Origin of the sequence: Escherichia sp. 93.0816 (assembly GCF_013368855.2) — a bacterium.
Taxonomy (GTDB): domain Bacteria; phylum Pseudomonadota; class Gammaproteobacteria; order Enterobacterales; family Enterobacteriaceae; genus Escherichia; species Escherichia ruysiae.
Genome location: NZ_JABWNC020000021.1, coordinates 16,131 through 37,732 on the forward strand (window position 1 = coordinate 16,131; position 21,602 = coordinate 37,732).

Below are 21,602 nucleotides of genomic sequence, written 5' to 3' on the forward strand. Positions count from 1 at the left end.
GATGCGGGTATTCAAAACAAAACTTATTCGCCTGCAACTTACAGCAGAGGAACTTGATGCGTTAACGGCGGATTTTATTTCCTATAAGCGTGACGGTGTTTTGCCAGATATATTTGGTCGCGATGCATTCTACGACGATTCGTTTACCTGGCCATTAATTAAATTTGAGCGAGTTGCTCATATTCATATGGCAAATGAGAATAATCCATTTCCGCCACAGTTGCGCCAATTCAGCAGAACGAATGACGAAGCGCATTTGGTATATTGCCAGGGTGCGTTTGATGAGCAAGCATGGTTGCTCATTGCCATTCTGAAACCTGAACCTCATAAACTCGCTCGAGATAACAACCAAATGCATAAAATTGGGAAAATGGCAGAAGCGTTTCGTATGCGTTTTTGAATTTATATTATGAATAACATACAAATAAGAGACTATCAGCCTGGCGATTTTCAGCAACTATGCGCTATTTTCATTAGAGCGGTTACGATGACTGCCAGTCAGCATTATTCACCGCAACAAATTGCCGCCTGGGCGCAGATTGATGAATCTCGCTGGAGGGAGAAACTCGTGCAATCACAAGTGCGGGTTGCGGTCATTAATGCACAGCTGGTCGGCTTTATTACCTGCATTGAACACTATATCGATATGCTATTTGTTGACCCGGAATACACCCGCTGTGGTGTCGCTAGTGCCTTGTTAAAACCTTTTATTAAGTCTGAATCCGAACTTACGGTTGATGCCAGCATAACCGCAAAACCCTTTTTTCAACGTTATGGTTTTCAGGTAGTTAAGCAGCAGCGCGTTGAATGCCGGGGAGAGTGGTTTACTAATTTTCATATGCGTTATAAACAGCAACATTAAATCCGGCTTGCAATGAAAATAACGCCAGCCTAGTATGTGCGCGTTTTGTTATTCCACAAACTGCAAGGAGGTAAATTATGACAAATCCTTTATCAATGACTCTTTGCAGACCTTTCCAGGATTAATTCTTTTTTTCTTGCCCTGGATTCGTCTGCCATTTCCTGATTTTTTATATTTATAAATGGAATGGTACATGGGCAAATATATTCGTCCCTTATCCGATGCGGTATTTACCATCGCATCCGATGACCTGTGGATCGAAAGTTCAGCGATCCAACAATTACATACCACGGCAAATTTACCCAACATGCAACGCGTAGTAGGGATGCCTGATTTACACCCCGGACGCGGCTACCCGATTGGAGCAGCGTTCTTCTCCGTAGGTCGTTTTTACCCGGCACTGGTCGGCAATGATATCGGCTGCGGCATGGCGCTATGGCAAACAGATATCCTTACCCGCAAATACAACGCCGATAAGTTCGAAAAGCGATTATCTGCGCTGGATGACGTTGCTGAAGAAAGCTGGCTGGAGGAAAACCTGCCGTCAGCATTTGCACAGCACCCGTGGCGCAGCGCGCTTGGCTCCATCGGTGGCGGTAACCACTTCGCAGAACTGCAACAGATAGATCAAATCATCGACGCTGAACTGTTTGCACTGGCAGGCCTGGATGCGCAGCATCTGCAACTGCTGGTTCATAGCGGCTCGCGTGGTTTCGGGCAGTCTGTTTTACAAAAACATATTGCCTCATTTTCGCATCATGGTTTGCCGGAAGGCAGTGACGACGCACTATGTTATATCGCGGAGCATGACGATGCGCTGGCGTTTGCTCGCATGAATCGCCAGATGATCGCTCTGCGCATAATGCAGCAGGTGAAAGCCAGCGGAAGTCCGGTTCTGGATGTGGCGCATAACTTTATTACCGCGAGTCAAATTGGCGATCAACAAGGCTGGTTACACCGTAAAGGGGCTACGCCAGATGACAGTGGCCTGGTGGTTATACCTGGTTCACGCGGTGATTACTCATGGCTTGTACTGCCTGTCAGGAGCGAAGAAACATTGCACTCGCTGGCTCATGGGGCAGGGCGCAAATGGGGGCGCACCGAGTGTAAAGGGCGGCTGGCAGCGAAATATACGACGACGCAACTCTCACGTACTGAACTTGGTAGCCGGGTAATTTGCCGCGATAAACAACTCATCTTCGAAGAAGCGCCACAAGCCTATAAATCGGCTGAAAGCGTGGTGCAATGTCTGGTGCAGGCCGGTTTAATTATTCCTGTCGCGCGGCTGCGTCCGGTACTGACGCTCAAAAACAGTGGAGGGAAAAAAGGATGATCTTGTTGCAACTCTCCTCTGCCCAGGGGCCGGAAGAATGCTGTCTCGCAGTGAAAAAGGCGCTGGACAGGCTGATTAAAGAAGCATCCCAACAGCGTGTTGCGACAACGGTGCTGGAAACAGAAACGGGCCGCTATTCAGACACATTGCGTTCGGCACTGGTTTCTCTGGATGGCGATAACGCACTGGCATTAAGTGAAAGCTGGTGCGGTACTATCCAGTGGATTTGCCCCAGCCCATACCGGCCTCATCACGGGCGTAAAAACTGGTTTCTTGGTATTGGACGTTTTACCGCTGATGAGCAGGAACAATCAGATGCGATCCGTTATGAGACGCTGCGTTCGTCGGGGCCGGGCGGTCAACATGTTAATAAGACCGACTCGGCGGTGCGCGCCACGCATCTGGCAACCGGGATTAGCGTGAAAGTACAGTCCGAGCGCAGCCAGCATGCTAACAAACGGCTGGCGCGATTGCTGATTGCCTGGAAGCTGGAACAACAGCAACAGGAAAATAGCGCAACGCTGAAATCGCAGCGGCGAATGTTCCATCACCAGATTGAACGTGGTAACCCGCGACGGACATTTACAGGGATGGCATTTATCGAAGGGTAATGAAGGATGAAACTGCCGGAAGGCGATTAAACGCCATCCGGCAGCAAATCAAATAATTACTTCGCCGGAATTTCTTTCAGCAGTTCAGTCAGAAGCCGCCAGTAATGACCAACGCTTTCGATATGAACTTGCTCATCCGGAGAGTGTGGACCGGTGATAGTCGGCCCGATAGAAACCATGTCCATTTCCGGATACGGTTTTTTGAACAGACCACATTCCAGACCCGCGTGGATAATCTGGATGTTCGGCGTCTTGTTGAACAGACGTTGATAGGTTTCACGTACCAGATGCATCACCGGAGAGTTAGCATCTGGCTGCCAGCCAGGATATGCGCCTTTCGCTTCGGTTTTCGCGCCAGCCAGTTTACCCAGCGAATCCAGCATACTGACCACGTAGTCTTTACCGCTGTCGATCAGAGAACGGATCAGGCAGTGAATTTCTACGTTGTTGTCGGTCATGGTCACCACACCCACGTTCAGTGAGGTTTCAACCACGCCTTTTGCCACGTCGGAGTTGCGGATCACACCGTTCGGGGTGGCGTTCAGCAGACGAATAAAGGTATCGCGAGATTTGGCGGTCAGCGCAGTTTTGTCGTTCGCTACTGAATCCAGCAGTAATGCCAGGTTTTTCTCTTTCTCTGCCAGTTCGTTTTTCAGGATCTCCTGATAGGTATTCAGCAGCGATTTCAGTGCGTCGACTTTATCAGCTGCGACAGCAATGGTTGCAAAGGCTTCACGCGGGATGGCGTTACGCAGTGTGCCGCCGTTGAAATCGATAAGGCGCAGATCCAGTTCTTCCGCATGACCTGCCAGGAAGCGCACCAGCAGTTTGTTTGCATTACCCAGGCCAACGTGGATTTCGCCACCAGAGTGACCACCTTTCAGACCTTTTAAGGTTAATTTAAAGGTTTCAAAGCCAGCCGGAACTGTTTCACGGTCTAAATGCAGGTTGGAGGTGAAGTCGATACCACCCGCGCAGCCCATGTAGATTTCACCTTCTTCTTCAGAGTCAGTGTTAATCAGAATATCTGCCTGTAACCAGTTGCTCTGTAAGCCGAACGCACCGTCCATACCAGCTTCTTCGGTCATGGTCAGCAGCACTTCCAGCGGGCCGTGTACCACGTTGTCATCGGCAAGCACCGCCAGCGCAGACGCCATGCCAATGCCGTTATCTGCACCGAGCGTGGTGCCGCGTGCTTTAACCCATTCGCCATCAATATAAGGCTGGATAGGATCTTTGGTGAAGTCGTGCACGGTGTCGTTGTTTTTCTGCGGCACCATATCGAGGTGAGCTTGTAAGACGACCGGTTTACGATTTTCCATACCTGCGGTGGCAGGTTTACGAATCAGGATATTCCCCACTTGATCGCGTTCGACATGGAAACCTTTTTCTTTTGCCCAACCTACAATGTATTCAGCAAGCTGCTCTTCGTGGTAGGACGGGTGAGGAATAGAACAGATTTTGGCAAAAATATCCCACAGCGGCTGTGGAGATAATTGAGACAGTTCAGACACGTTAAGTCTCCTTGTCGATCACCCGCAAAACAGTATTGCAGGTCACAGGGTTAGCAGAAAATGTTGTCAGCACAAGTCAGGCTTGCGAGATATGTTTGAGAATACCACTTTATCCAGCGACAGGTAGTAGCAGTGCGCAAAAAGACGCGGACTTATGTGAAATACTGGTTTTTAGTGCGTCAGATCTCTATAATCTCGCGCAACCTATTTTCCCCTCGAACACTTTTTAAGCCGTAGATAAACAGGCTGGGACACTTCACATGAGCGAAAAATACATCGTCACCTGGGACATGTTGCAGATCCATGCACGTAAACTCGCAAGCCGACTGATGCCTTCTGAACAATGGAAAGGCATTATTGCCGTTAGCCGTGGCGGTCTGGTACCGGGTGCGTTACTGGCACGTGAACTGGGTATTCGTCATGTCGATACCGTTTGTATTTCCAGCTACGATCACGATAACCAGCGCGAACTGAAAGTGCTGAAACGTGCAGAAGGCGACGGTGAAGGTTTCATCGTCATTGATGATCTGGTGGATACTGGCGGTACTGCGGTTGCGATTCGTGAAATGTATCCTAAAGCGCACTTTGTCACCATCTTCGCTAAACCGGCTGGTCGTCCACTGGTTGATGATTATGTTATTGATATCCCACAAGATACCTGGATTGAACAACCGTGGGATATGGGCGTGGTATTCGTTCCGCCGATCTCTGGTCGCTAATCTTTTCAACGCCTGGCTTTGCCGGGCGTTGTTCTTTTTAACTGCAGGCGAGTTACAATAGCTTCCAGTAAGTATTCCTGGAGGTTGCATCCATGACACAGGCAAACCTGAGCGAAACCCTGTTCAAACCCCGCTTTAAACACCCTGAAACCTCGACGCTTGTCCGCCGTTTTAATCACGGTGCACAACCGCCTGTGCAGTCGGCTCTTGATGGCAAAACTATTCCCCACTGGTATCGCATGATTAACCGCCTGATGTGGATCTGGCGCGGCGTTGATCCTCGTGAAATCCTCGACGTCCAGGCGCGTATTGTGATGAGCGATGCCGAACGCACCGACAATGATTTGTACGATACGGTGATTGGTTACCGTGGCGGTAACTGGATTTATGAGTGGGCCACCCAGGCGATGTTGTGGCAACAGAAAGCGTGTGCGGAAGAAAATCCACAAGTCAGCGGTCGTTACTGGCTGCACGCAGCGACGTTGTACAATATTGCTGCCTATCCACACCTGAAGGGTGATGATCTGGCAGAACAGGCGCAGACGTTATCAAACCGCGCTTATGAAGAAGCGGCGCAACGTCTGCCAGGAACGATGCGGCAAATGGAATTCACTGTGCCGGGGGGCGCGCCCATCACCGGGTTTCTCCATATGCCAAAAGGCGATGGTCCGTTCCCGACAGTATTAATGTGTGGTGGTCTGGATGCGATGCAAACGGACTATTACTCCCTTTATGAGCGTTATTTTGCGCCGCGCGGCATTGCGATGTTGACTATCGATATGCCTTCGGTTGGTTTTTCTTCAAAATGGAAACTCACCCAGGATTCCAGCCTTCTGCATCAGCATGTGTTAAAGGCGCTGCCTAACGTGCCGTGGGTGGATCACACACGCGTTGCGGCCTTTGGTTTCCGTTTTGGTGCTAACGTCGCTGTACGTCTGGCTTACCTTGAATCGCCGCGTCTGAAAGCTGTGGCCTGTTTAGGTCCAGTGGTTCACACCTTGCTGAGTGATTTTAATTGCCAGCAACAGGTGCCGGAAATGTATCTTGACGTTCTGGCGAGTCGTTTAGGGATGCACGATGCTTCCGATGAAGCGTTACGTGTAGAGCTGAATCGCTATTCATTGAAAGTGCAAGGGTTGCTGGGACGTCGCTGCCCAACGCCAATGTTATCAGGCTTCTGGAAGAACGATCCGTTCAGCCCGGAAGAGGATTCACGATTAATCACTTCGTCATCTGCTGACGGTAAATTGTTAGAAATTCCATTTAATCCTGTGTATCGGAATTTTGACAAAGCACTCCAGGAAATTACCAACTGGCTCGAAAAGCGATTGTGTTAAAAATTTGCTAAATTTTGTCAATTTGGTAAAACAGTTGCTTCACAACAGGAGATCGCAATGACGTTACCGAGTGGACACCCGAAAAGCAGATTGATCAAAAAATTTACCGCACTAGGCCCGTATATTCGTGAAGGTAAGTGCGAAGATAATCGATTCTTTTTCGATTGTCTGGCTGTATGCGTCAATGTGAAGCCAGCGCCGGAAGTGCGTGAGTTCTGGGGCTGGTGGATGGAACTGGAAGCGCAGGAATCCCGTTTTACCTACAGTTACCAGTTTGGTCTGTTCGATAAAGCAGGCGACTGGACGCATGTTCAGGTAAAAGATGCGGAAGTGGTTGAGCGGCTGGAGCACACTCTGCGCGAGTTTCATGAAAAGCTGCGTGAACTGCTGGCGACGCTGAATCTGAAGCTGGAACCGGCGGATGATTTTCGTGATGAGCCGGTGAAGTTAACGGCGTGAGTGAAAAGTGCCGGATGCGATGTTTGAGCATCTCTTCCGGCCTGAAATAGTGGTTTTCGTAGGCCGGATAAGGCGTTCACGCCGCATCCGGCAATATTATTAAAACTGATATGTCATTCCTATCGCGACAATATCATCATTATTAATATTCAACTTATTATCGCTATCCAGCTGGTTGATTTTATAATCAACAAACGCTGACATGTTTTTGTTGAAATAATAGGTGGCACCGACATCAATATAATTGACCAGATCCTCATCACCGATACCTTCAATATCTTTTCCTTTCGATAGCACATAACCTAAAGATGGACGCAGACCAAAGTCGAATTGGTATTGAGCGACCGCTTCAAAATTCTGTGTCTTATTAGCAAAGCCGCCAGAAATTGGCGTCATTTTACGCGTTTCAGAATAGAAGGTTGCCAGGTAAATATTATTGGCATCGTATTTAAGACCCGTTGCCCACGCTTCGGCACGTTTGCCCGTACCACGGCTTTGCAGGTTCTGCTCGTTGGTGCGATCAGAGTTGGTATAGGCTCCACTGATAGCGAAATCGCTGCCGCCAAAGTCATACGTCAGTGAAGTACCAAACCCATCGCCGTTCTGCTTTTTAACATCGCGGTTTTCGTTTTTCCCTTGATATTGCAGGGTTAAGTTCAGGCCATCAATAACGCCGAAGAAGTCGGTGTTCCGATACGTCGCCAGCCCGCTGGCGCGTTTGGTCATAAAGTTGTCGGTCTGCGCCGAGGAGTCGCCACCAAATTCCGGGAACATATCGGTCCAGGCTTCGACGTCATACAGCGCGCCCAGGTTACGTCCATAATCGAAAGAACCTAAATCCTTATATTTCAACCCGGCAAAAGCGAGACGCGTTTTTTGCTGTGCGGTATCACTCTCCGCTTTATTTCCGGCAAACTCCGCTTCCCACCGACCATAACCGGTCAGTTGATCATTAATTTGCGTTTCGCCTTTAAAACCAAAACGGATATAACTCTGGTCGCCATCTTTACTGTCATTATCACTCATATAATGCATGGCTTTAACTTTGCCATAGACATCCAGTTTATTACCGTCTTTGTTATATATTTCTGCGGCCTGTACGGATGCAGATGCCACAATACCCATCACCACTAATGCCAGAGTGCTCTTTTTCATTTTCATTCCTGATTTTAATTAACGCGCGAATATTCAGCAGGAGAGACCCGTTGAAAACAGGAAAGTTTTTAACCTGAGATTGTTAAAGATATATTACAGATTAATAATATTCTTAAAATGTGGTAATTTATTAAATCTGTAATAAAAGCGTAAACAACTGCCGCTACGCTTGCTGATCCCGCGCAACAAAACGTTATGCTTTGCTCGCAGATGGTTGGCAACAGGCGACAGTCCTGCTAAAACGTTCGTTTGATATCATTTTTCCTAAAATTGAATGGCAGAGAATCATGAGTGACAGCCAGACGCTGGTGGTAAAACTCGGCACCAGTGTGCTAACAGGCGGATCGCGCCGTCTGAACCGAGCCCATATCGTAGAACTTGTTCGCCAGTGCGCGCAGTTACATGCCGCCGGGCATCGGATAGTCATTGTGACGTCGGGCGCGATTGCCGCCGGACGTGAGCACCTGGGTTACCCGGAACTGCCAGCGACTATCGCCTCGAAGCAACTATTGGCGGCGGTAGGGCAGAGTCGACTGATTCAACTGTGGGAACAACTCTTTGCAATTTACGGCATTCACGTCGGGCAGATGCTGCTGACCCGTGCCGATATGGAAGACCGTGAACGCTTCCTGAACGCTCGCGATACGTTGCGTGCGCTGCTCGATAACAACATCGTTCCGGTAATTAATGAGAACGATGCTGTTGCTACGGCGGAGATTAAAGTCGGCGATAACGACAACCTTTCTGCGCTGGCGGCGATTCTGGCGGGTGCCGATAAACTGTTGCTACTGACCGATCAAAAAGGTTTGTATACCGCTGACCCGCGCAACAATCCGCAGGCAGAACTGATTAAAGATGTTTACGGCATTGATGACGCACTGCGGGCGATTGCCGGTGACAGCGTTTCAGGTCTCGGAACCGGCGGTATGGGCACCAAACTGCAGGCTGCTGACGTGGCTTGCCGTGCGGGGATCGACACTATTATTGCCGCAGGTAACAAGCCGGGCGTTATTGGTGATGCGATGGAAGGTATTTCTGTCGGTACGCTGTTCCATGCCCAGGCAACGCCTTTAGAAAACCGTAAACGCTGGATTTTTGGCGCGCCACCGGCGGGGGAAATTACCGTTGATGAAGGGGCGACCGCCGCCATTCTTGAACGTGGCAGCTCCCTGTTGCCGAAAGGTATTAAAAGCGTGAGCGGCAACTTCTCGCGTGGTGAAGTCATTCGTATTTGCAACCTCGAAGGTCGCGATATTGCTCATGGCGTCAGCCGTTACAACAGCGATGCATTGCGTCGCATTGCCGGACACCACTCGCAAGAAATTGATGCAATACTGGGATATGAATATGGCCCGGTTGCCGTTCACCGTGATGACATGATTACCCGTTAAGGAGCAGGCCGATGCTGGAACAAATGGGCATTGCCGCGAAGCAAGCCTCGTATAAATTAGCGCAACTCTCCAGCCGCGAAAAAAATCGCGTTCTGGAAAAGATCGCCGATGAACTGGAAGCACAAAGAGAAAGCATCCTCAACGCTAACTCCCTGGATGTTGCTGACGCGCGTGCCAATGGCCTTAGCGAAGCGATGCTTGACCGTCTGGCACTGACGCCCGCGCGACTGAAAGGCATTGCCGACGATGTGCGCCAGGTGTGTAATCTCGCCGATCCGGTGGGGCAGGTGATTGATGGTGGTGTGCTGGATAGCGGTCTGCGTCTGGAGCGTCGTCGCGTGCCGTTGGGGGTAATTGGCGTAATTTATGAAGCGCGCCCGAACGTGACGGTTGATGTCGCTTCCCTGTGCCTGAAAACCGGTAACGCGGTGATCCTGCGCGGTGGCAAAGAAACCTGTCGCACCAACGCTGCAACGGTGGCGGTGATTCAGGACGCCCTGCAATCCTGCGGTTTACCGGCAGGCGCAGTTCAGGCAATTGATAACCCTGACCGTGCGCTGGTGAGTGAAATGCTGCGTATGGATAAATACATCGACATGCTGATCCCGCGCGGCGGGGCTGGTTTACATAAACTGTGCCGCGAACAGTCGACGATACCGGTGATCACGGGCGGTATTGGCGTCTGCCATATTTACGTTGATGAAAGTGCAGAGATCGCTGAAGCCCTGAAAGTAATCGTCAACGCGAAAACTCAGCGCCCGAGTACGTGTAATACGGTAGAAACGTTGCTGGTGAATAAAAACATCGCTGATAGCTTCCTGCCCGCATTAAGCAAGCAAATGGCAGAAAGCGGCGTGACATTACACGCAGATGCTGCTGCACTGGCGAAGTTGCAGGCAGGCCCCGCGAAGGTGGTGGCTGTTAAAGCCGAAGAGTACGACGATGAGTTTCTGTCATTAGATTTGAACGTCAAAATCGTCAGCGATCTGGACGATGCCATCGCGCATATTCGTGAACACGGCACGCAACACTCCGATGCGATCCTGACGCGTGATATGCGCAACGCCCAGCGTTTTGTTAACGAAGTGGATTCGTCCGCTGTTTACGTTAACGCCTCTACGCGTTTTACCGACGGCGGCCAGTTTGGTCTGGGGGCGGAAGTCGCGGTAAGCACACAAAAACTTCATGCGCGTGGCCCGATGGGGCTGGAAGCACTGACCACCTACAAGTGGATCGGCATTGGTGATTACACCGTTCGTGCGTAAATAAAACCGGGTGATGCAAAAGTAGCCGTTTGATTCACAAGGCCATTGACGCATCGCCCGGTTAGTTTTAACCTTGTCCACCGTGATTCACGTTCGTGAACATGTCCTTTCAGGGCCGATATAGCTCAGTTGGTAGAGCAGCGCATTCGTAATGCGAAGGTCGTAGGTTCGACTCCTATTATCGGCACCATTTAAATCAATAAGTTATATTACATTTACGTAAACCACGTTCTCCTCTTGTGCCGTATCTGGGACATTGCGACCTATAATTGCGTCAATTTTGCTCGCGTGCTCGGTGAGATGCCCGGCTGAAAGGTGAGCGTATCTCTGAGCCATCTGGATAGACTCCCAGCCTCCCATTTCCTGCCACGAAGTCTGTTGTCAGTGCAAATTCAACAATCAGCCTTAGTGCTTTGGACTACATCCCAAAAGTTGGACACCCAACTTTATTGGGTCAGTCCACTTCTTCATGAGGCTCTATCCACCGGAGCTGTTTATTCTTCGGCTGAGACTTTTATTATTCGTGCATTATCCGGCATCTCGGCTTAGTAACAAGATACTCGGAAAAATGCATACCAGGCACACGTCATGCATGGATTCTGATGGCTCATAATTCACTAATACTGCTGATAAAAATCACAACAAAACCGCAGTTATACTATTGTTACCACCTGCGGAAGGCGGGTGATCTTTCAGTGGTATATGTGTTTAATGATTAGTGATTCTTATTAATTTGTATATCTGTTTAGATATTATCAGCCAGATAGAATATAACCACGAAAGATTAACTATTGTTGTTTGTAACACTCAGGAAAGTGATAAGTTACGGTTATTTTTGAATTATTTTTTCCTTGTTTGTGTGATTTTTATACTTTGCATAAAAAAGCCCACCGCTGAGGTGGGCAAAAGGAATGATTAATTATCTCTGAGAGAAACATCATACTCTCTTTATTATATTTAACATGAAAATGTGGAGAAATTATGTAGTATGCGTTACTTGGTTGTTAAACAACCTGATATCAATACAAAACAATACAGTTCTTTACATTTGCGTTTTTTTATGAATACTCCTAAAGAGGTGTTTTAACGTAATGAAATAAACAGGGTAAGTATGAATATATTTGAGCAAACTCCACCGAACCGTAGACGTTATGGTCTTGCTGCATTCATCGGGCTGATTGCTGGCGTTGTTTCAGCATTTGTTAAGTGGGGAGCAGAAGTTCCATTGCCGCCACGTAGCCCGATTGATATGTTCAATGCAGCGTGTGGCCCGGAATCATTAATCAGGGCGGCAGGACAAATTGATTGCTCCCGTAACTTTCTCAACCCTCCATATATTTTCCTTCGGGATTGGTTGGGACTGACAGATCCAAATTCGGCGGTTTATACCTTCGCCGGACATGTCTTTAACTGGGTTGGTGTAACGCACATAATCTTTTCGATAGTTTTTGCTGTTGGTTATTGTGTGGTCGCCGAAGTATTTCCAAAAATTAAACTTTGGCAGGGCTTGCTTGCAGGCGCTTTAGCACAACTTTTTGTTCATATGATTTCATTCCCTCTAATGGGACTTACACCACCTCTTTTTGATCTCCCGTGGTATGAGAATGTCTCTGAAATTTTTGGACATTTAGTATGGTTCTGGTCCATTGAAATTATTCGTAGAGATTTACGAAACAGAATTACTCATGAGCCTGATCCTGAGATCCCTTTAGGTTCAAACAGATAACGTATTGAATGATAAAAATGGCGCAGATACAGCGCCATTTTTATAGGTCAAAGCTGTTGCTTTATTCTTCCTTTCACTCATCTGCAACACCATTTGTATTTAGGTCATTTTCTCCTGGATCATGCAGATATCAATACGCATGCGGGGTAAATCTGAGATTCATAAGGCTTCGCATATTTTGAGATCGGGGATAGAAACGTAATTATGATGAACTAACTGATTGATTTAAAATGATATTTATGATTTGTAATGTGAAGCGCGTAGGCTCAACTTGATGACATAAACCCATGCTGCTCAAGTATTGCCCTGGCATCTGAGGAAACTAAAAAGTTGCAAAGTGGTCTGGCCTTCTCAGTCAGGCAAGCAAATCCATAGATGGCAACCGGATTATAAGGTTCAGGTATTTCTATAACTTTTACTGATTCAATTGATTCTAATCCAGGAGCGTAACTGGCATAACCTATGAACAGATCGGTATAATCATTTTCAATTAGCCACTGCGCGGCTATCACATTTCTTGGAAGAGGTAATGACTTTCTTCCCCCCACCAATGCAACAGCCCGTTGTCTTATTTTTCCGCCAATACTACCCATATTTTCAAAAAGCTGGTGAGTGTAATCGCCAGCGGGATCACATCCTGCGGTTGACGTTCCGATTCGCAACGTTTCTCTGTTTAATAAAGAATACCAGTCGTCATTTACATTAATTTTATTAGCCCGAACATACAGACACAAGCGATTGTAGGTAAAAGGTTTAATATACAATGCATGTCCTGCGGCCATTAACATTTGTGGATGGGCCATATTCGCGGATGCAAAAAAATCACATATTTCACCCGCTTCAATACGTTGCCGCAATATACCTGCAGGTCCAAAATCACATTGAATATTATCACCCTGATAATTCGACATAAGTGATTTCCATACCTGGCGTAAGCTACCCGCAGCAAGTACACGCATTATTCTTCACCCTGATAATCAGTACGGTAAAATTTTCTATACCAGTCATTGGCTATTTTATGCATATCGATATCATTGAATTTTTCAGGATACAGTTTTTTCGCCATCCACAACTCTCCAATACCCATAGCTTCTGGCATCGGATAGCCCCATGCTTTTGCATACTCTGGCATCAAATAAACACGATGATTTTTGACCGCATCTATTACCTGCCATTGCGGATTTGACTGTATTTCATTCACCACGCCAGGGTAGCGATTTTGCACAAAAATTACCTGAGGATTCCATGCAATTACTTGCTCCATCGAGACTTGTTTGAACCCCTTAATGGTGGACGCGGCGACGTTTACTGCACCGGCATGTTTCATCATTAATCCTGTGTATTTTCCGGAACCATAAGTTGTCAATTCTGGATTAGCCATATAGGCACGAACACGCTTTTCTTCGGGGAGAGTTTGCAGTCGATCACTCACAATACTGCGACCATTTTCAGTGGCCTTGATTAACGCTTTAGCCTCTTCAGGCTTATTGATTATATTGCCTATCAGCATAATCCCTTCATATAGCCCTTTTACGTAAGCCTGTTCTTCATCAGCCATTGTTGGATTAAGTTTATTTTTCTCTCCCTCGTCATCATGCCGCAAAGAAATTGCTACTGCTGGAATGCCAAGGCTACTGATTTTGTCGATCATTTCTTGCGGCGCATAATTGGTGACAAAAACGACCTGTGGATGCAGGGCCACCAATTTTTCAGCATCGACATGGGTTAAATCTCCTAATGACGCTTTGCTGACTAATTCTGGTGCAAGTCGTGCATAGTTGCTGCCAAGTTGCTGTTTCCAGTTTGACATAACACCCACGATTTTATCGGTGGCATTCATCTGTACTAAAAGATTCAAAGTTTGATGTTGGAGCACAACGATACGATCAACTTTGTCGGGTACTGTTACCTCCCGACCAATCTGATCGGTGAAAGTTCGTTCAGCTTGCGTAGTAAATGATAAAGAAAGCAAAAAAATCATTAATAAAAACAACTTATTATTTATTTTCATATTCCATCACACTAAAAAACGATATATAAATGATTATATATCGAAATGGTAACACCAGTCAGGCGCTGGGAAAAGTGATTCGGGGACATTTTTGATGTGGTTATATGAAGAGAATGTGATTTTTATTTGTTCAGCAGAGACTTTCAATTCAGTTATCTGTAACCCCAAAGGCGTATTGCCAGAATAACAGAAACAAAGGAGTCGTTACGTTGCCGTATCCCATCTATTCACAATCGCCTGATACGATAAAGTATCAGTACCATCAACTTGTCCGTAAACGAATTATACTGATTTCAATAATAACTCTGGCGACCCTTCTCTCATTATTTCTGGACATCATTCTGGGTTCTTCCAGTTTGTCAGTCAGTGAGCTATGGCACGCATTAATGCATCCGTTTAGCCCTGATACCAGCATCCATGTCATTGTTTGGGAAATTCGATTACCCTACGCCTTAATGGCTTTGCTGGTTGGCATGGCCTTGGGGCTCGCGGGCGCAGAAATGCAGACGATCCTCAACAATCCATTAGCCAGTCCCTTTACGCTTGGGGTTTCCTCTGCGGCGGCATTTGGTGCTGCTCTGGCTATTGTCCTGGGGATCGGTATTCCAGGTATATCGGCAACATGGTTTGTTCCAGCAAACGCTTTTATATTTTCTCTTTTGTCAGCTTTATTACTCGATAGCATGTCTCGTTGGCTAAGAATAGCTACTTCGGGAGTGATTTTGCTGGGTATCGCATTGGTATTCACATTCAATGCACTTGTGGCAATGATGCAGTTTATTGCGGATGAGGATACTCTCCAGGGACTGGTATTCTGGACAATGGGCAGTCTGGCTCGCGCATCCTGGAGTAGGCTGGGTGTTTTATCAGGCGTATTTATCATTGTTTTTCTATGGTCATTTTCTCGCTCATGGCAACTTACAGCATTGCGCATGGGAGAAGAGAGGGCGATGGGGTTTGGTATCAATGCACATCAACTGCGTCTTTCTTCCCTGTTACGTATAAGTTTACTTGCTGCATTGTCGGTAGCCTTCGTTGGTCCAATTGGTTTTATTGGCCTTGTTTCTCCACATATTTCCCGAATGCTATTTGGTGAGGAACACCGTTTTTATCTGACGGGAAGCGTATTGACTGGAGGTCTGGTGCTCTCTCTGGCTTCAATTGCTTCGAAAAGTATTATTCCTGGCGTCATTATCCCGATTGGTATCGTCACATCGCTTGTCGGTGTTCCATTATTTATTAGTATTATTCTGCGTTATCGCAGGAGTTTGTTATGAAAGGTCTTTCACTGTATAAATTAAACGCGGGTTATCAGAAAAAAAACGTAATATGTGATCTTAGTTTATCTGAACTCCCTCGCGGAAAAATAACCATCATTCTGGGGCCAAATGGCTGCGGAAAGTCGACGTTGCTACGTGCCCTGGCGGGACTGAATAAGGCTAGCGGTAATATATTTCTTGATGGGGTCAACCTTACGCAGATGCCATTTTCAGCCCGTGCCAACAGCACAATATTTTTACCACAGTTCTTACCGCATGACGTGCATCTGAATGTGCTGGAATCTATTTTTGTTGCTCTGCGTGCTTCAAAGATAGGGAGCATAGATGAAAAAACACAATCAATAGCTATTCTCAGACAACTAGGAATAGAGCATCTGGCCTTTTGTTATCTGGATCAACTATCCGGAGGCCAGCGGCAACTGGTTGGACTGGCGCAATCATTGGCCCGTAATCCATCTATATTACTACTGGATGAGCCACTGAGTGCATTGGATTTAAACCACCAGTTTCATGTTATGGATTTAGTAAGAAGCGAGACACGAAGTCGTAATATAGTCACAGCCATGGTAGTTCATGATATAAATATCGCATTACGATATGCCGATTATGTCGTAATGCTAAAAAAAGGCAAACTTATTGCCAGCGGAAATCCAGAAGAGGTCATTACGCCAGAGAATCTGGCTAGTGTATATCATATTCGTGGACGGATAGAGCATTGTTCTCAGGGGGTGTTACAATTTATTGTCGATGGTGTTATTCCGGATTAGTCACGCGTATTGAAGATTTTTCATCGTGCGCCTCCCGGCGCTTTTTGACACCTTCATCAGTCAGATTGAGTAAATCGGTTTCATCTTTGATGGCACGATTACTTGTATAAAGTATGAGTGTTACCTCGTAATTTTCATAAAAAACGTCCATTAAACGCTATGGATGAGTAGACTCAGTTTTGATTCCTTGTATAACGGTTTCGATACGCTCTTTTATTTCCTTAAGTTGCTGCTGACGACCTTCAGGTGTTAGTGTCTGATCTTCATTAACGTCCAACACCCATCGACGAGGAATCAATGCACCAAAAACAATATCCATTAGCATCCCCGCGCAATTCCCCGTGTTTTTAACAGCAATACGCCCTTGAGCTTGTTGAATATCCAGCCATTCTATTAACAGTTCTCTTGAATGAAGCGTTTTAGTGGCATATAAATAGTCTGAAAGATCTGGAAAGAGAATTGATTCACGTGTCATTAATTTTAAGAGTGCTTCTCTCTCTTTAGCTTCTTCCTGACCTATATCTAATCGGAATATGCGAAACAGAGTTTCATTGATGGGGAGTATCTCGTTTTCCGGTCTTGGGAGATCGAGGAACAGGGTTTTATATTCTTTAATTACTTCAGAAAAAATTTCCTTCTTATTACTGAATACCTCATAAATAGTTCTTTTTGATACTTTTGCCCGACGAGCAATTTCTGTAGTTGAGGTTTGGGCAAAACCAAGCTCAATAAAGGCACTATACGCGCCAATAACTATCGCTTTCTTACGCTCATCAAGCCCGGCACTTTTTGGTCTTCCCCGTCGCACTGGTGTTCTCGCTTCGCTCTTGTTCATCAAAACATTTACTCCTGTATTTCATTTTTGGTACTTGACCAGTACCAGAAATGGTATCACTATACCAATAACATAAGCAATGATCATAACATGGTGTATGAAAACAACCAGGTAACATCACTTCATAAAATACAGGTCCTTATTTATGAGTCGATTAAATAATAGTGTCTGCCCCATTCGTGATCCCCAGGTTTTACGTGTTCTGGAACGCATGAATAATGAACGTAAACATCCCCCGCAGGAGCTGTTTCGCGAAGCTACTGCACTTGATCCTGAAAAATTTTCCAGTTACGGCTTTTCCATAGCCCCAGAGCAGGGGGAACTTATCTACTTACTGTGCCGGGCAATGAAAGCCACTCGTGTTGTGGACTTTGCAACTTCTGTTGGTATGTCAGCACTCTATTTTGCCGCTGCGATGAAAGATAATGGTGGCGGACTGGTGATTGGTTCTGAAATGGTACGGGAAAAGGCTGACGTCGCGGCTCGAAACCTGGCAGAGGCAGGTCTTACGTCTTTTGTCGATATTCGTGTCGGTGATGCGAGAGAAACTCTGAAAGATCTCGGTGGTCCTGTCGATTTTATTCTTATTGATGGTTTTCCTCTTGCTGATGGCTCAAGCCTCGCTCGTCAGGTTACTGAGATCGTTGCACCGCAGCTACGAGTGGGTGGATATATATTAAATGATAACGCAGAACCAGATTTTTTATCTTATGTTCGAGATCCACAGAATGGTTTTATTTCTATAACATTGCCGATAAAACGAGGCACAGAGTTAGCACTGAAGATAAGTTAAATATAATCACGAATGATAAAGTTGAAAAATTATAGTCCTTGTTCATACTGATACTCATCTACTTTTTTACCATAAGTAAAGGGGGCATTTATGCCGACGCGCAGAGAGTTTTTAATTAAAAGTGTTGCGGGTGCTTTAATTGTTTCAATGCCTCGCATTGTATTTGCAAACACCAATAACAAAGCAATAAATGCTACAGCTATTACACAAGTATTTGGTGACGGAGTTCGACTTATTGCGATAGCTGTTGAATTTGAAAAAACTATAAATAAGGAAGAACTTTTAACAACAGAGTTTAGCGTAAAAAATTATCATATCAATAAAATATTTATCAGCCAGTCAACAGCTTTGGTTGAAGCAAAATCAGGTAAGTACGTGATTCTTGAACTGGAACACAGCAAACCACAAAATGAATGGCAAGAAACTATAACGGATCCAACAATACAAAAAGCAGCTCCCAAACAAGGGCAAGGTAAACCCACCTGGGTTGCAGGAGAAAAACTAAACCAAACAATTAGATATAAAGATGCTTCTGCTGCTGTTGTCACACAAAACACTACGCTGAAAACTAACGCCGTTTCAAATCTGGTGGTGGATAGTTTTAGACAAGATGAATATAAAGATAAAGAAAGCGGGAAAATACTGAAATATAATTTCTTTATTCCTGAAGAGCAAAATAAATCATTACCACTGGTTCTTTTTATGCATGATGCAGGGGCTACCAGTGCACAAGTTACAACGACTCTGTTTCAGGGGTTAGGCGCAGTAATTTGGGCAGAACCTGAAGAACAAATGAAACGTCCCTGCTATGTTTTAGCTCCTCAGTATAATGAAATCATTGCTGATGATGACTGGCGTACCTCAACATTGCTTGATACAACAATAAATCTTGTTCAGTATTTGGTAAAAGAATATAAAATAGATCCTGAACGTATTTATGTTACTGGTCAGTCAGGGGGATGTATGCTGGCCATCGCCATGAATATCAAATATCCTGACTTTTTCACAGCGAGTTACCTGGTTGCAGGAAAATGGGATGCGGAACAGGTTGCTCCAATAGCTAAAAACAAATTGTGGTTTATGGCCTCAGAAGATGATTCAGGGGCTTTTCCTAGCTTCAACGCGATTACTGAACGTCTTGAGCAATTTGGCGGAAAGGTTTCTCGCGCGGCATGGAATGGTCAATGGGACCCTGAACAATATCGATTTGCTGCCGACACCTTGTTTGAAGAACAAAGTAATATCCGTTATACCGTTTTTATAAAAGATAGTGTATTTGATGAATACTCTTCGCGAGAAGGAGCAAGTGGGCATCGTAACACATGGCGTATTGCTTACAGCATAGAACCTATTCGTGAATGGTTATTTAACCAACGCAAACAATAATAGAGTAGGCCAGACTGTCATCAGGTATCGTGTTGGCAGTCGTTTTTTCGAGGGACAGAATGAAGGCGTTATTATTTGTAATTCTGGTTTTTTCTGCATCTGTATATGCAGATACGCCATCAAAAATGAATTTTGATGAAATACTTACACGCTCTGCTCAGGGAGATGCTGAAGCGCAAGCCAGATTGGGGGAAGCATACCTGAATGGAAACTACAATCAAACGGTGAATTACTCTCAGTCTTTTAAATGGTTGACGAAATCAGCAGCCAGCGGGAACTCCCGTGCTAAACTGGATTTAGGGATTTTATATCTTAATGGATATGGCGTGCCGTTTGATTATACCAAAGCCTTAAGCCTTTTTGAGCAAGCTAACTTAGCTGGAGAAATGAAAGCCGCACGTTATCTTGGGATTATTTATGAAAGAGGGTTAGGCGTTCCTCAGGATTATAAAAAAGCGGCGGAATATTATAAGAACGGTGATAAAAATAATGATGTTACGGCGCAGTATCGTCTGGCGAAACTTTATGAGCAAGGTTATGGCGTAAAACGTGATTATCAAAAAGCGATAAATCTTTATCTTAAACATATCAACAGAATGGATCATATCACTGCCCCCAGTTTTGTGGCTTTAGGTGATATTTATTCTCTGGGATTGGGCGTAGAGAAGAATCCCCAACTGGCTCAAAAATGGTATCAAAAAGCGATTGATGCAGGTAATACAGAGCATCAGCAGGTAGAAAATCATTAATGAGTAAGAAGAATACGTCTGTCGGAAAGTTAATGCTGGCGTACTGAATACACCAGCATTAATCAGGCATGATTATGCGACCAGCCAGACAGGTGTCGTTGAACCTTCGAACTCAGAGTTAACGCTTTTTCTTGCGCCCCTGAACAGCCTTAAAACGGGGATTAGATTTACAAATGACATATAGGCGTCCTTTTCGCTTCACAATCTGACAGTCTGGGTGGCGTTCTTTTGCTGTGCGCAGAGAGTTAAGGACTTTCATCATGCCCCCTTTTTCGTGCTAACAAAACGACCAAAACGCTGGGTAAATCGCGCTACATTTCCTTCTGATGCAACGGATCTCAGTTTCCCTGTATAGAACGGGTGTGATTTTGAAGAAACATCAATTGTCACATAGGGATAGCTCACGCCATCCAGTTCAATTTCACGGTCTGTTTTGATAGTGGAGCCAATTTTAAAGTACTCATCAGCACTGGTGTCGTGGAACACCACAGTACGATATTCAGGATGGATATTTTGTTTCATTGCTCTGCTTGTTACGTTATAACATAACAAACAAGATACATTCTCATCCAGATAATTTCAACAAAATCTCATGACCATCTGGATATGCGGGATTCCTACAACTAACCGACCGTGTCGAAAGTGAGAGATGTTGTTGGCTATCGTTGGTGACGGCACTATTCAGCAGCCGAACTGCTGATTTACGACACTACCCGCTGAGCAGTATGAAAGCATTTAAGAATGTGGGTGAGGTCTGCTTTACCGGCTGATTATTCATCACGCAGCCAGAGTAACAATTTGGTGAGCCAACATGCGCATTGGGTAACTAAAATGCTGACTCAATGCGCAATCTCTTTCAGTGCGGCACAAATACGATTTCTTTAAACTTCCCTTCAAAACAGTACGAATACCTCTCCCTACGAGCATAACTATTACGAAGGAGGTAGAGGGCACATATTTTAAATATCACCTAAGGGAATTATTTTTTGATGTAATTAATAGAAATGGAGGAATAAATAGGCATATTCTACAACTGCAACAAAAACAACGATATTAATCAGTTTATGACTGATTTGCTGTACTTTATTCTCTTTCATTGGTACTTCCTCGCTTTAAAAAAGAGCGCACTTCATAAGCGCCTCTTATATAGATAACGAGGTTGGTCAACCAATTTTTTGAGGTGTATCACAAATTTGAAAATATGTATTACATCAGCCATCACTCATGACAGCAAAGTCATCGATATACGTCACCTGAAAATCAGCTCCGGGGATGCGTCTGCTCTCATGAGTGACCAATTCTGGCGTTGATTGGCGCAGGGGAAGCATATAATACAGCTAAAATGATTGTATCTATGAACACCCTTCATAAGTGCGTTTTGAAGGGAATGCTTCTACAAGGAAATCGCT

General features: G+C 45.6%; 23 protein-coding genes, 1 tRNA gene and 1 pseudogene. 16 read left to right on the forward strand and 9 right to left on the reverse strand.

What is annotated here, in order from left to right:
- Position 1: 1 nt before the first annotated feature.
- The 4 genes from yafO (at position 2) to prfH (ending at position 2,806) form a co-directional block, all read left to right on the forward strand.
- Positions 2–400: a type II toxin-antitoxin system mRNA interferase toxin YafO gene (gene yafO / locus HEM79_RS18015; RefSeq protein ID WP_176242001.1), complete on the forward strand. Its 399-nt coding sequence runs from the start codon at positions 2–4 to the stop codon at positions 398–400.
- Positions 401–409: 9 nt separating this feature from the next.
- Positions 410–862, forward strand: coding sequence for a GNAT family N-acetyltransferase (locus HEM79_RS18020; RefSeq protein ID WP_021550272.1), 453 nt, complete (start codon positions 410–412; stop codon positions 860–862).
- A gap of 193 nt (positions 863–1,055) precedes the next feature.
- Complete coding sequence (locus tag HEM79_RS18025; protein WP_183082708.1) at positions 1,056–2,195, forward strand: RNA ligase RtcB family protein; 1,140 nt, start codon at positions 1,056–1,058, stop codon at positions 2,193–2,195.
- Complete coding sequence (prfH, locus tag HEM79_RS18030) at positions 2,192–2,806, forward strand: peptide chain release factor H (RefSeq protein WP_000602117.1); 615 nt, start codon at positions 2,192–2,194, stop codon at positions 2,804–2,806. The genes HEM79_RS18025 and prfH overlap by 4 nt, the downstream gene beginning before the upstream one ends.
- A gap of 56 nt (positions 2,807–2,862) precedes the next feature.
- Here the strand turns inward: prfH and pepD are convergent, their stop codons facing one another.
- Positions 2,863–4,320: a cytosol nonspecific dipeptidase gene (gene pepD / locus HEM79_RS18035; protein WP_176242005.1), complete on the reverse strand. Its 1,458-nt coding sequence runs from the start codon at positions 4,318–4,320 to the stop codon at positions 2,863–2,865.
- A 260-nt stretch (positions 4,321–4,580) separates the two neighbouring features.
- Between pepD and gpt the strand changes: the two genes are divergently transcribed.
- The 3 genes from gpt (at position 4,581) to crl (ending at position 6,835) form a co-directional block, all read left to right on the forward strand.
- On the forward strand, positions 4,581–5,039 hold the full coding sequence (gene gpt, locus HEM79_RS18040; RefSeq protein WP_001291989.1) for a xanthine phosphoribosyltransferase: 459 nt from the start codon (positions 4,581–4,583) through the stop codon (positions 5,037–5,039).
- Positions 5,040–5,131: 92 nt separating this feature from the next.
- Positions 5,132–6,376, forward strand: coding sequence for an esterase FrsA (frsA, locus tag HEM79_RS18045; RefSeq protein WP_000189561.1), 1,245 nt, complete (start codon positions 5,132–5,134; stop codon positions 6,374–6,376).
- Positions 6,377–6,433: 57 nt separating this feature from the next.
- Positions 6,434–6,835 carry a sigma factor-binding protein Crl gene (gene crl / locus HEM79_RS18050; protein WP_000174679.1) on the forward strand — a complete coding sequence of 134 codons (402 nt, stop codon included), beginning with the start codon at positions 6,434–6,436 and terminating at the stop codon, positions 6,833–6,835.
- Between the two features lie 99 nt (positions 6,836–6,934).
- Here the strand turns inward: crl and phoE are convergent, their stop codons facing one another.
- Positions 6,935–7,990 (reverse strand): phosphoporin PhoE, encoded by a 1,056-nt coding sequence (gene phoE / locus HEM79_RS18055; protein ID WP_032358935.1) that lies wholly within the window; start codon positions 7,988–7,990, stop codon positions 6,935–6,937.
- Between the two features lie 287 nt (positions 7,991–8,277).
- Between phoE and proB the strand changes: the two genes are divergently transcribed.
- The 3 genes from proB (at position 8,278) to HEM79_RS18070 (ending at position 10,836) form a co-directional block, all read left to right on the forward strand.
- Positions 8,278–9,381, forward strand: a complete 1,104-nt coding sequence (proB, locus tag HEM79_RS18060; RefSeq protein WP_001285269.1) for a glutamate 5-kinase — start codon at positions 8,278–8,280, stop codon at positions 9,379–9,381.
- Positions 9,382–9,392: 11 nt separating this feature from the next.
- A complete protein-coding gene (proA, locus tag HEM79_RS18065; protein WP_176242007.1) occupies positions 9,393–10,646 on the forward strand; it encodes a glutamate-5-semialdehyde dehydrogenase in 1,254 nt (417 codons plus the stop codon).
- A gap of 114 nt (positions 10,647–10,760) precedes the next feature.
- Positions 10,761–10,836: transfer RNA gene (locus HEM79_RS18070), tRNA-Thr, on the forward strand.
- Between the two features lie 14 nt (positions 10,837–10,850).
- Here the strand turns inward: HEM79_RS18070 and HEM79_RS22740 are convergent.
- Positions 10,851–11,012 (reverse strand): annotated as a pseudogene (locus HEM79_RS22740) (integrase); the annotation flags it as partial.
- Positions 11,013–11,757: 745 nt separating this feature from the next.
- Between HEM79_RS22740 and HEM79_RS18075 the strand changes: the two are divergent.
- Positions 11,758–12,372, forward strand: coding sequence for a YagU family protein (locus HEM79_RS18075; RefSeq protein WP_001019913.1), 615 nt, complete (start codon positions 11,758–11,760; stop codon positions 12,370–12,372).
- A 266-nt stretch (positions 12,373–12,638) separates the two neighbouring features.
- Here the strand turns inward: HEM79_RS18075 and HEM79_RS18080 are convergent, their stop codons facing one another.
- On the reverse strand, positions 12,639–13,331 hold the full coding sequence (locus HEM79_RS18080; RefSeq protein ID WP_176242009.1) for a substrate-binding domain-containing protein: 693 nt from the start codon (positions 13,329–13,331) through the stop codon (positions 12,639–12,641).
- Positions 13,331–14,383, reverse strand: a complete 1,053-nt coding sequence (locus tag HEM79_RS18085; protein ID WP_176242011.1) for an ABC transporter substrate-binding protein — start codon at positions 14,381–14,383, stop codon at positions 13,331–13,333. The genes HEM79_RS18080 and HEM79_RS18085 overlap by 1 nt, the downstream gene beginning before the upstream one ends.
- A 209-nt stretch (positions 14,384–14,592) precedes the next feature.
- Here HEM79_RS18085 and HEM79_RS18090 point away from each other — a divergent pair, with 209 nt between their 5' ends.
- Positions 14,593–15,660: a FecCD family ABC transporter permease gene (locus HEM79_RS18090; protein ID WP_016159263.1), complete on the forward strand. Its 1,068-nt coding sequence runs from the start codon at positions 14,593–14,595 to the stop codon at positions 15,658–15,660.
- The gene (locus tag HEM79_RS18095; RefSeq protein WP_176242012.1) at positions 15,657–16,430 is read left to right on the forward strand and encodes an ABC transporter ATP-binding protein; all 774 of its coding nucleotides are present in this window, start codon (positions 15,657–15,659) and stop codon (positions 16,428–16,430) included. The genes HEM79_RS18090 and HEM79_RS18095 overlap by 4 nt, the downstream gene beginning before the upstream one ends.
- Before the next feature lie 157 nt (positions 16,431–16,587).
- Here the strand turns inward: HEM79_RS18095 and HEM79_RS18100 are convergent, their stop codons facing one another.
- Positions 16,588–17,265 (reverse strand): TetR/AcrR family transcriptional regulator, encoded by a 678-nt coding sequence (locus HEM79_RS18100; RefSeq protein WP_176242014.1) that lies wholly within the window; start codon positions 17,263–17,265, stop codon positions 16,588–16,590.
- A 145-nt stretch (positions 17,266–17,410) separates the two neighbouring features.
- Between HEM79_RS18100 and HEM79_RS18105 the strand changes: the two genes are divergently transcribed.
- The 3 genes from HEM79_RS18105 (at position 17,411) to HEM79_RS18115 (ending at position 20,193) form a co-directional block, all read left to right on the forward strand.
- A complete protein-coding gene (locus HEM79_RS18105) occupies positions 17,411–18,058 on the forward strand; it encodes an O-methyltransferase (protein ID WP_176242016.1) in 648 nt (215 codons plus the stop codon).
- 90 nt (positions 18,059–18,148) lie between these two features.
- Positions 18,149–19,444, forward strand: coding sequence for a prolyl oligopeptidase family serine peptidase (locus HEM79_RS18110; protein WP_176242017.1), 1,296 nt, complete (start codon positions 18,149–18,151; stop codon positions 19,442–19,444).
- 59 nt (positions 19,445–19,503) lie between these two features.
- Positions 19,504–20,193 (forward strand): tetratricopeptide repeat protein, encoded by a 690-nt coding sequence (locus tag HEM79_RS18115; RefSeq protein WP_176242019.1) that lies wholly within the window; start codon positions 19,504–19,506, stop codon positions 20,191–20,193.
- A gap of 118 nt (positions 20,194–20,311) precedes the next feature.
- Here HEM79_RS18115 and ykgO read toward each other — a convergent pair whose 3' ends face one another.
- The 3 genes from ykgO to ykgR all read right to left on the reverse strand — a co-directional run bounded on the left by ykgO (position 20,312) and on the right by ykgR (position 21,290).
- Positions 20,312–20,452 carry a type B 50S ribosomal protein L36 gene (gene ykgO, locus HEM79_RS18120; protein WP_000866436.1) on the reverse strand — a complete coding sequence of 47 codons (141 nt, stop codon included), beginning with the start codon at positions 20,450–20,452 and terminating at the stop codon, positions 20,312–20,314.
- On the reverse strand, positions 20,452–20,715 hold the full coding sequence (locus HEM79_RS18125) for a type B 50S ribosomal protein L31 (protein WP_016159256.1): 264 nt from the start codon (positions 20,713–20,715) through the stop codon (positions 20,452–20,454). Before HEM79_RS18125 ends, ykgO begins: the two co-directional genes overlap by 1 nt.
- A 473-nt stretch (positions 20,716–21,188) precedes the next feature.
- Entirely contained in the window at positions 21,189–21,290 is a 102-nt protein-coding gene (gene ykgR / locus HEM79_RS18130) for a small membrane protein YkgR (protein ID WP_000662260.1), read from the reverse strand.
- Positions 21,291–21,602 lie beyond the last annotated feature (312 nt).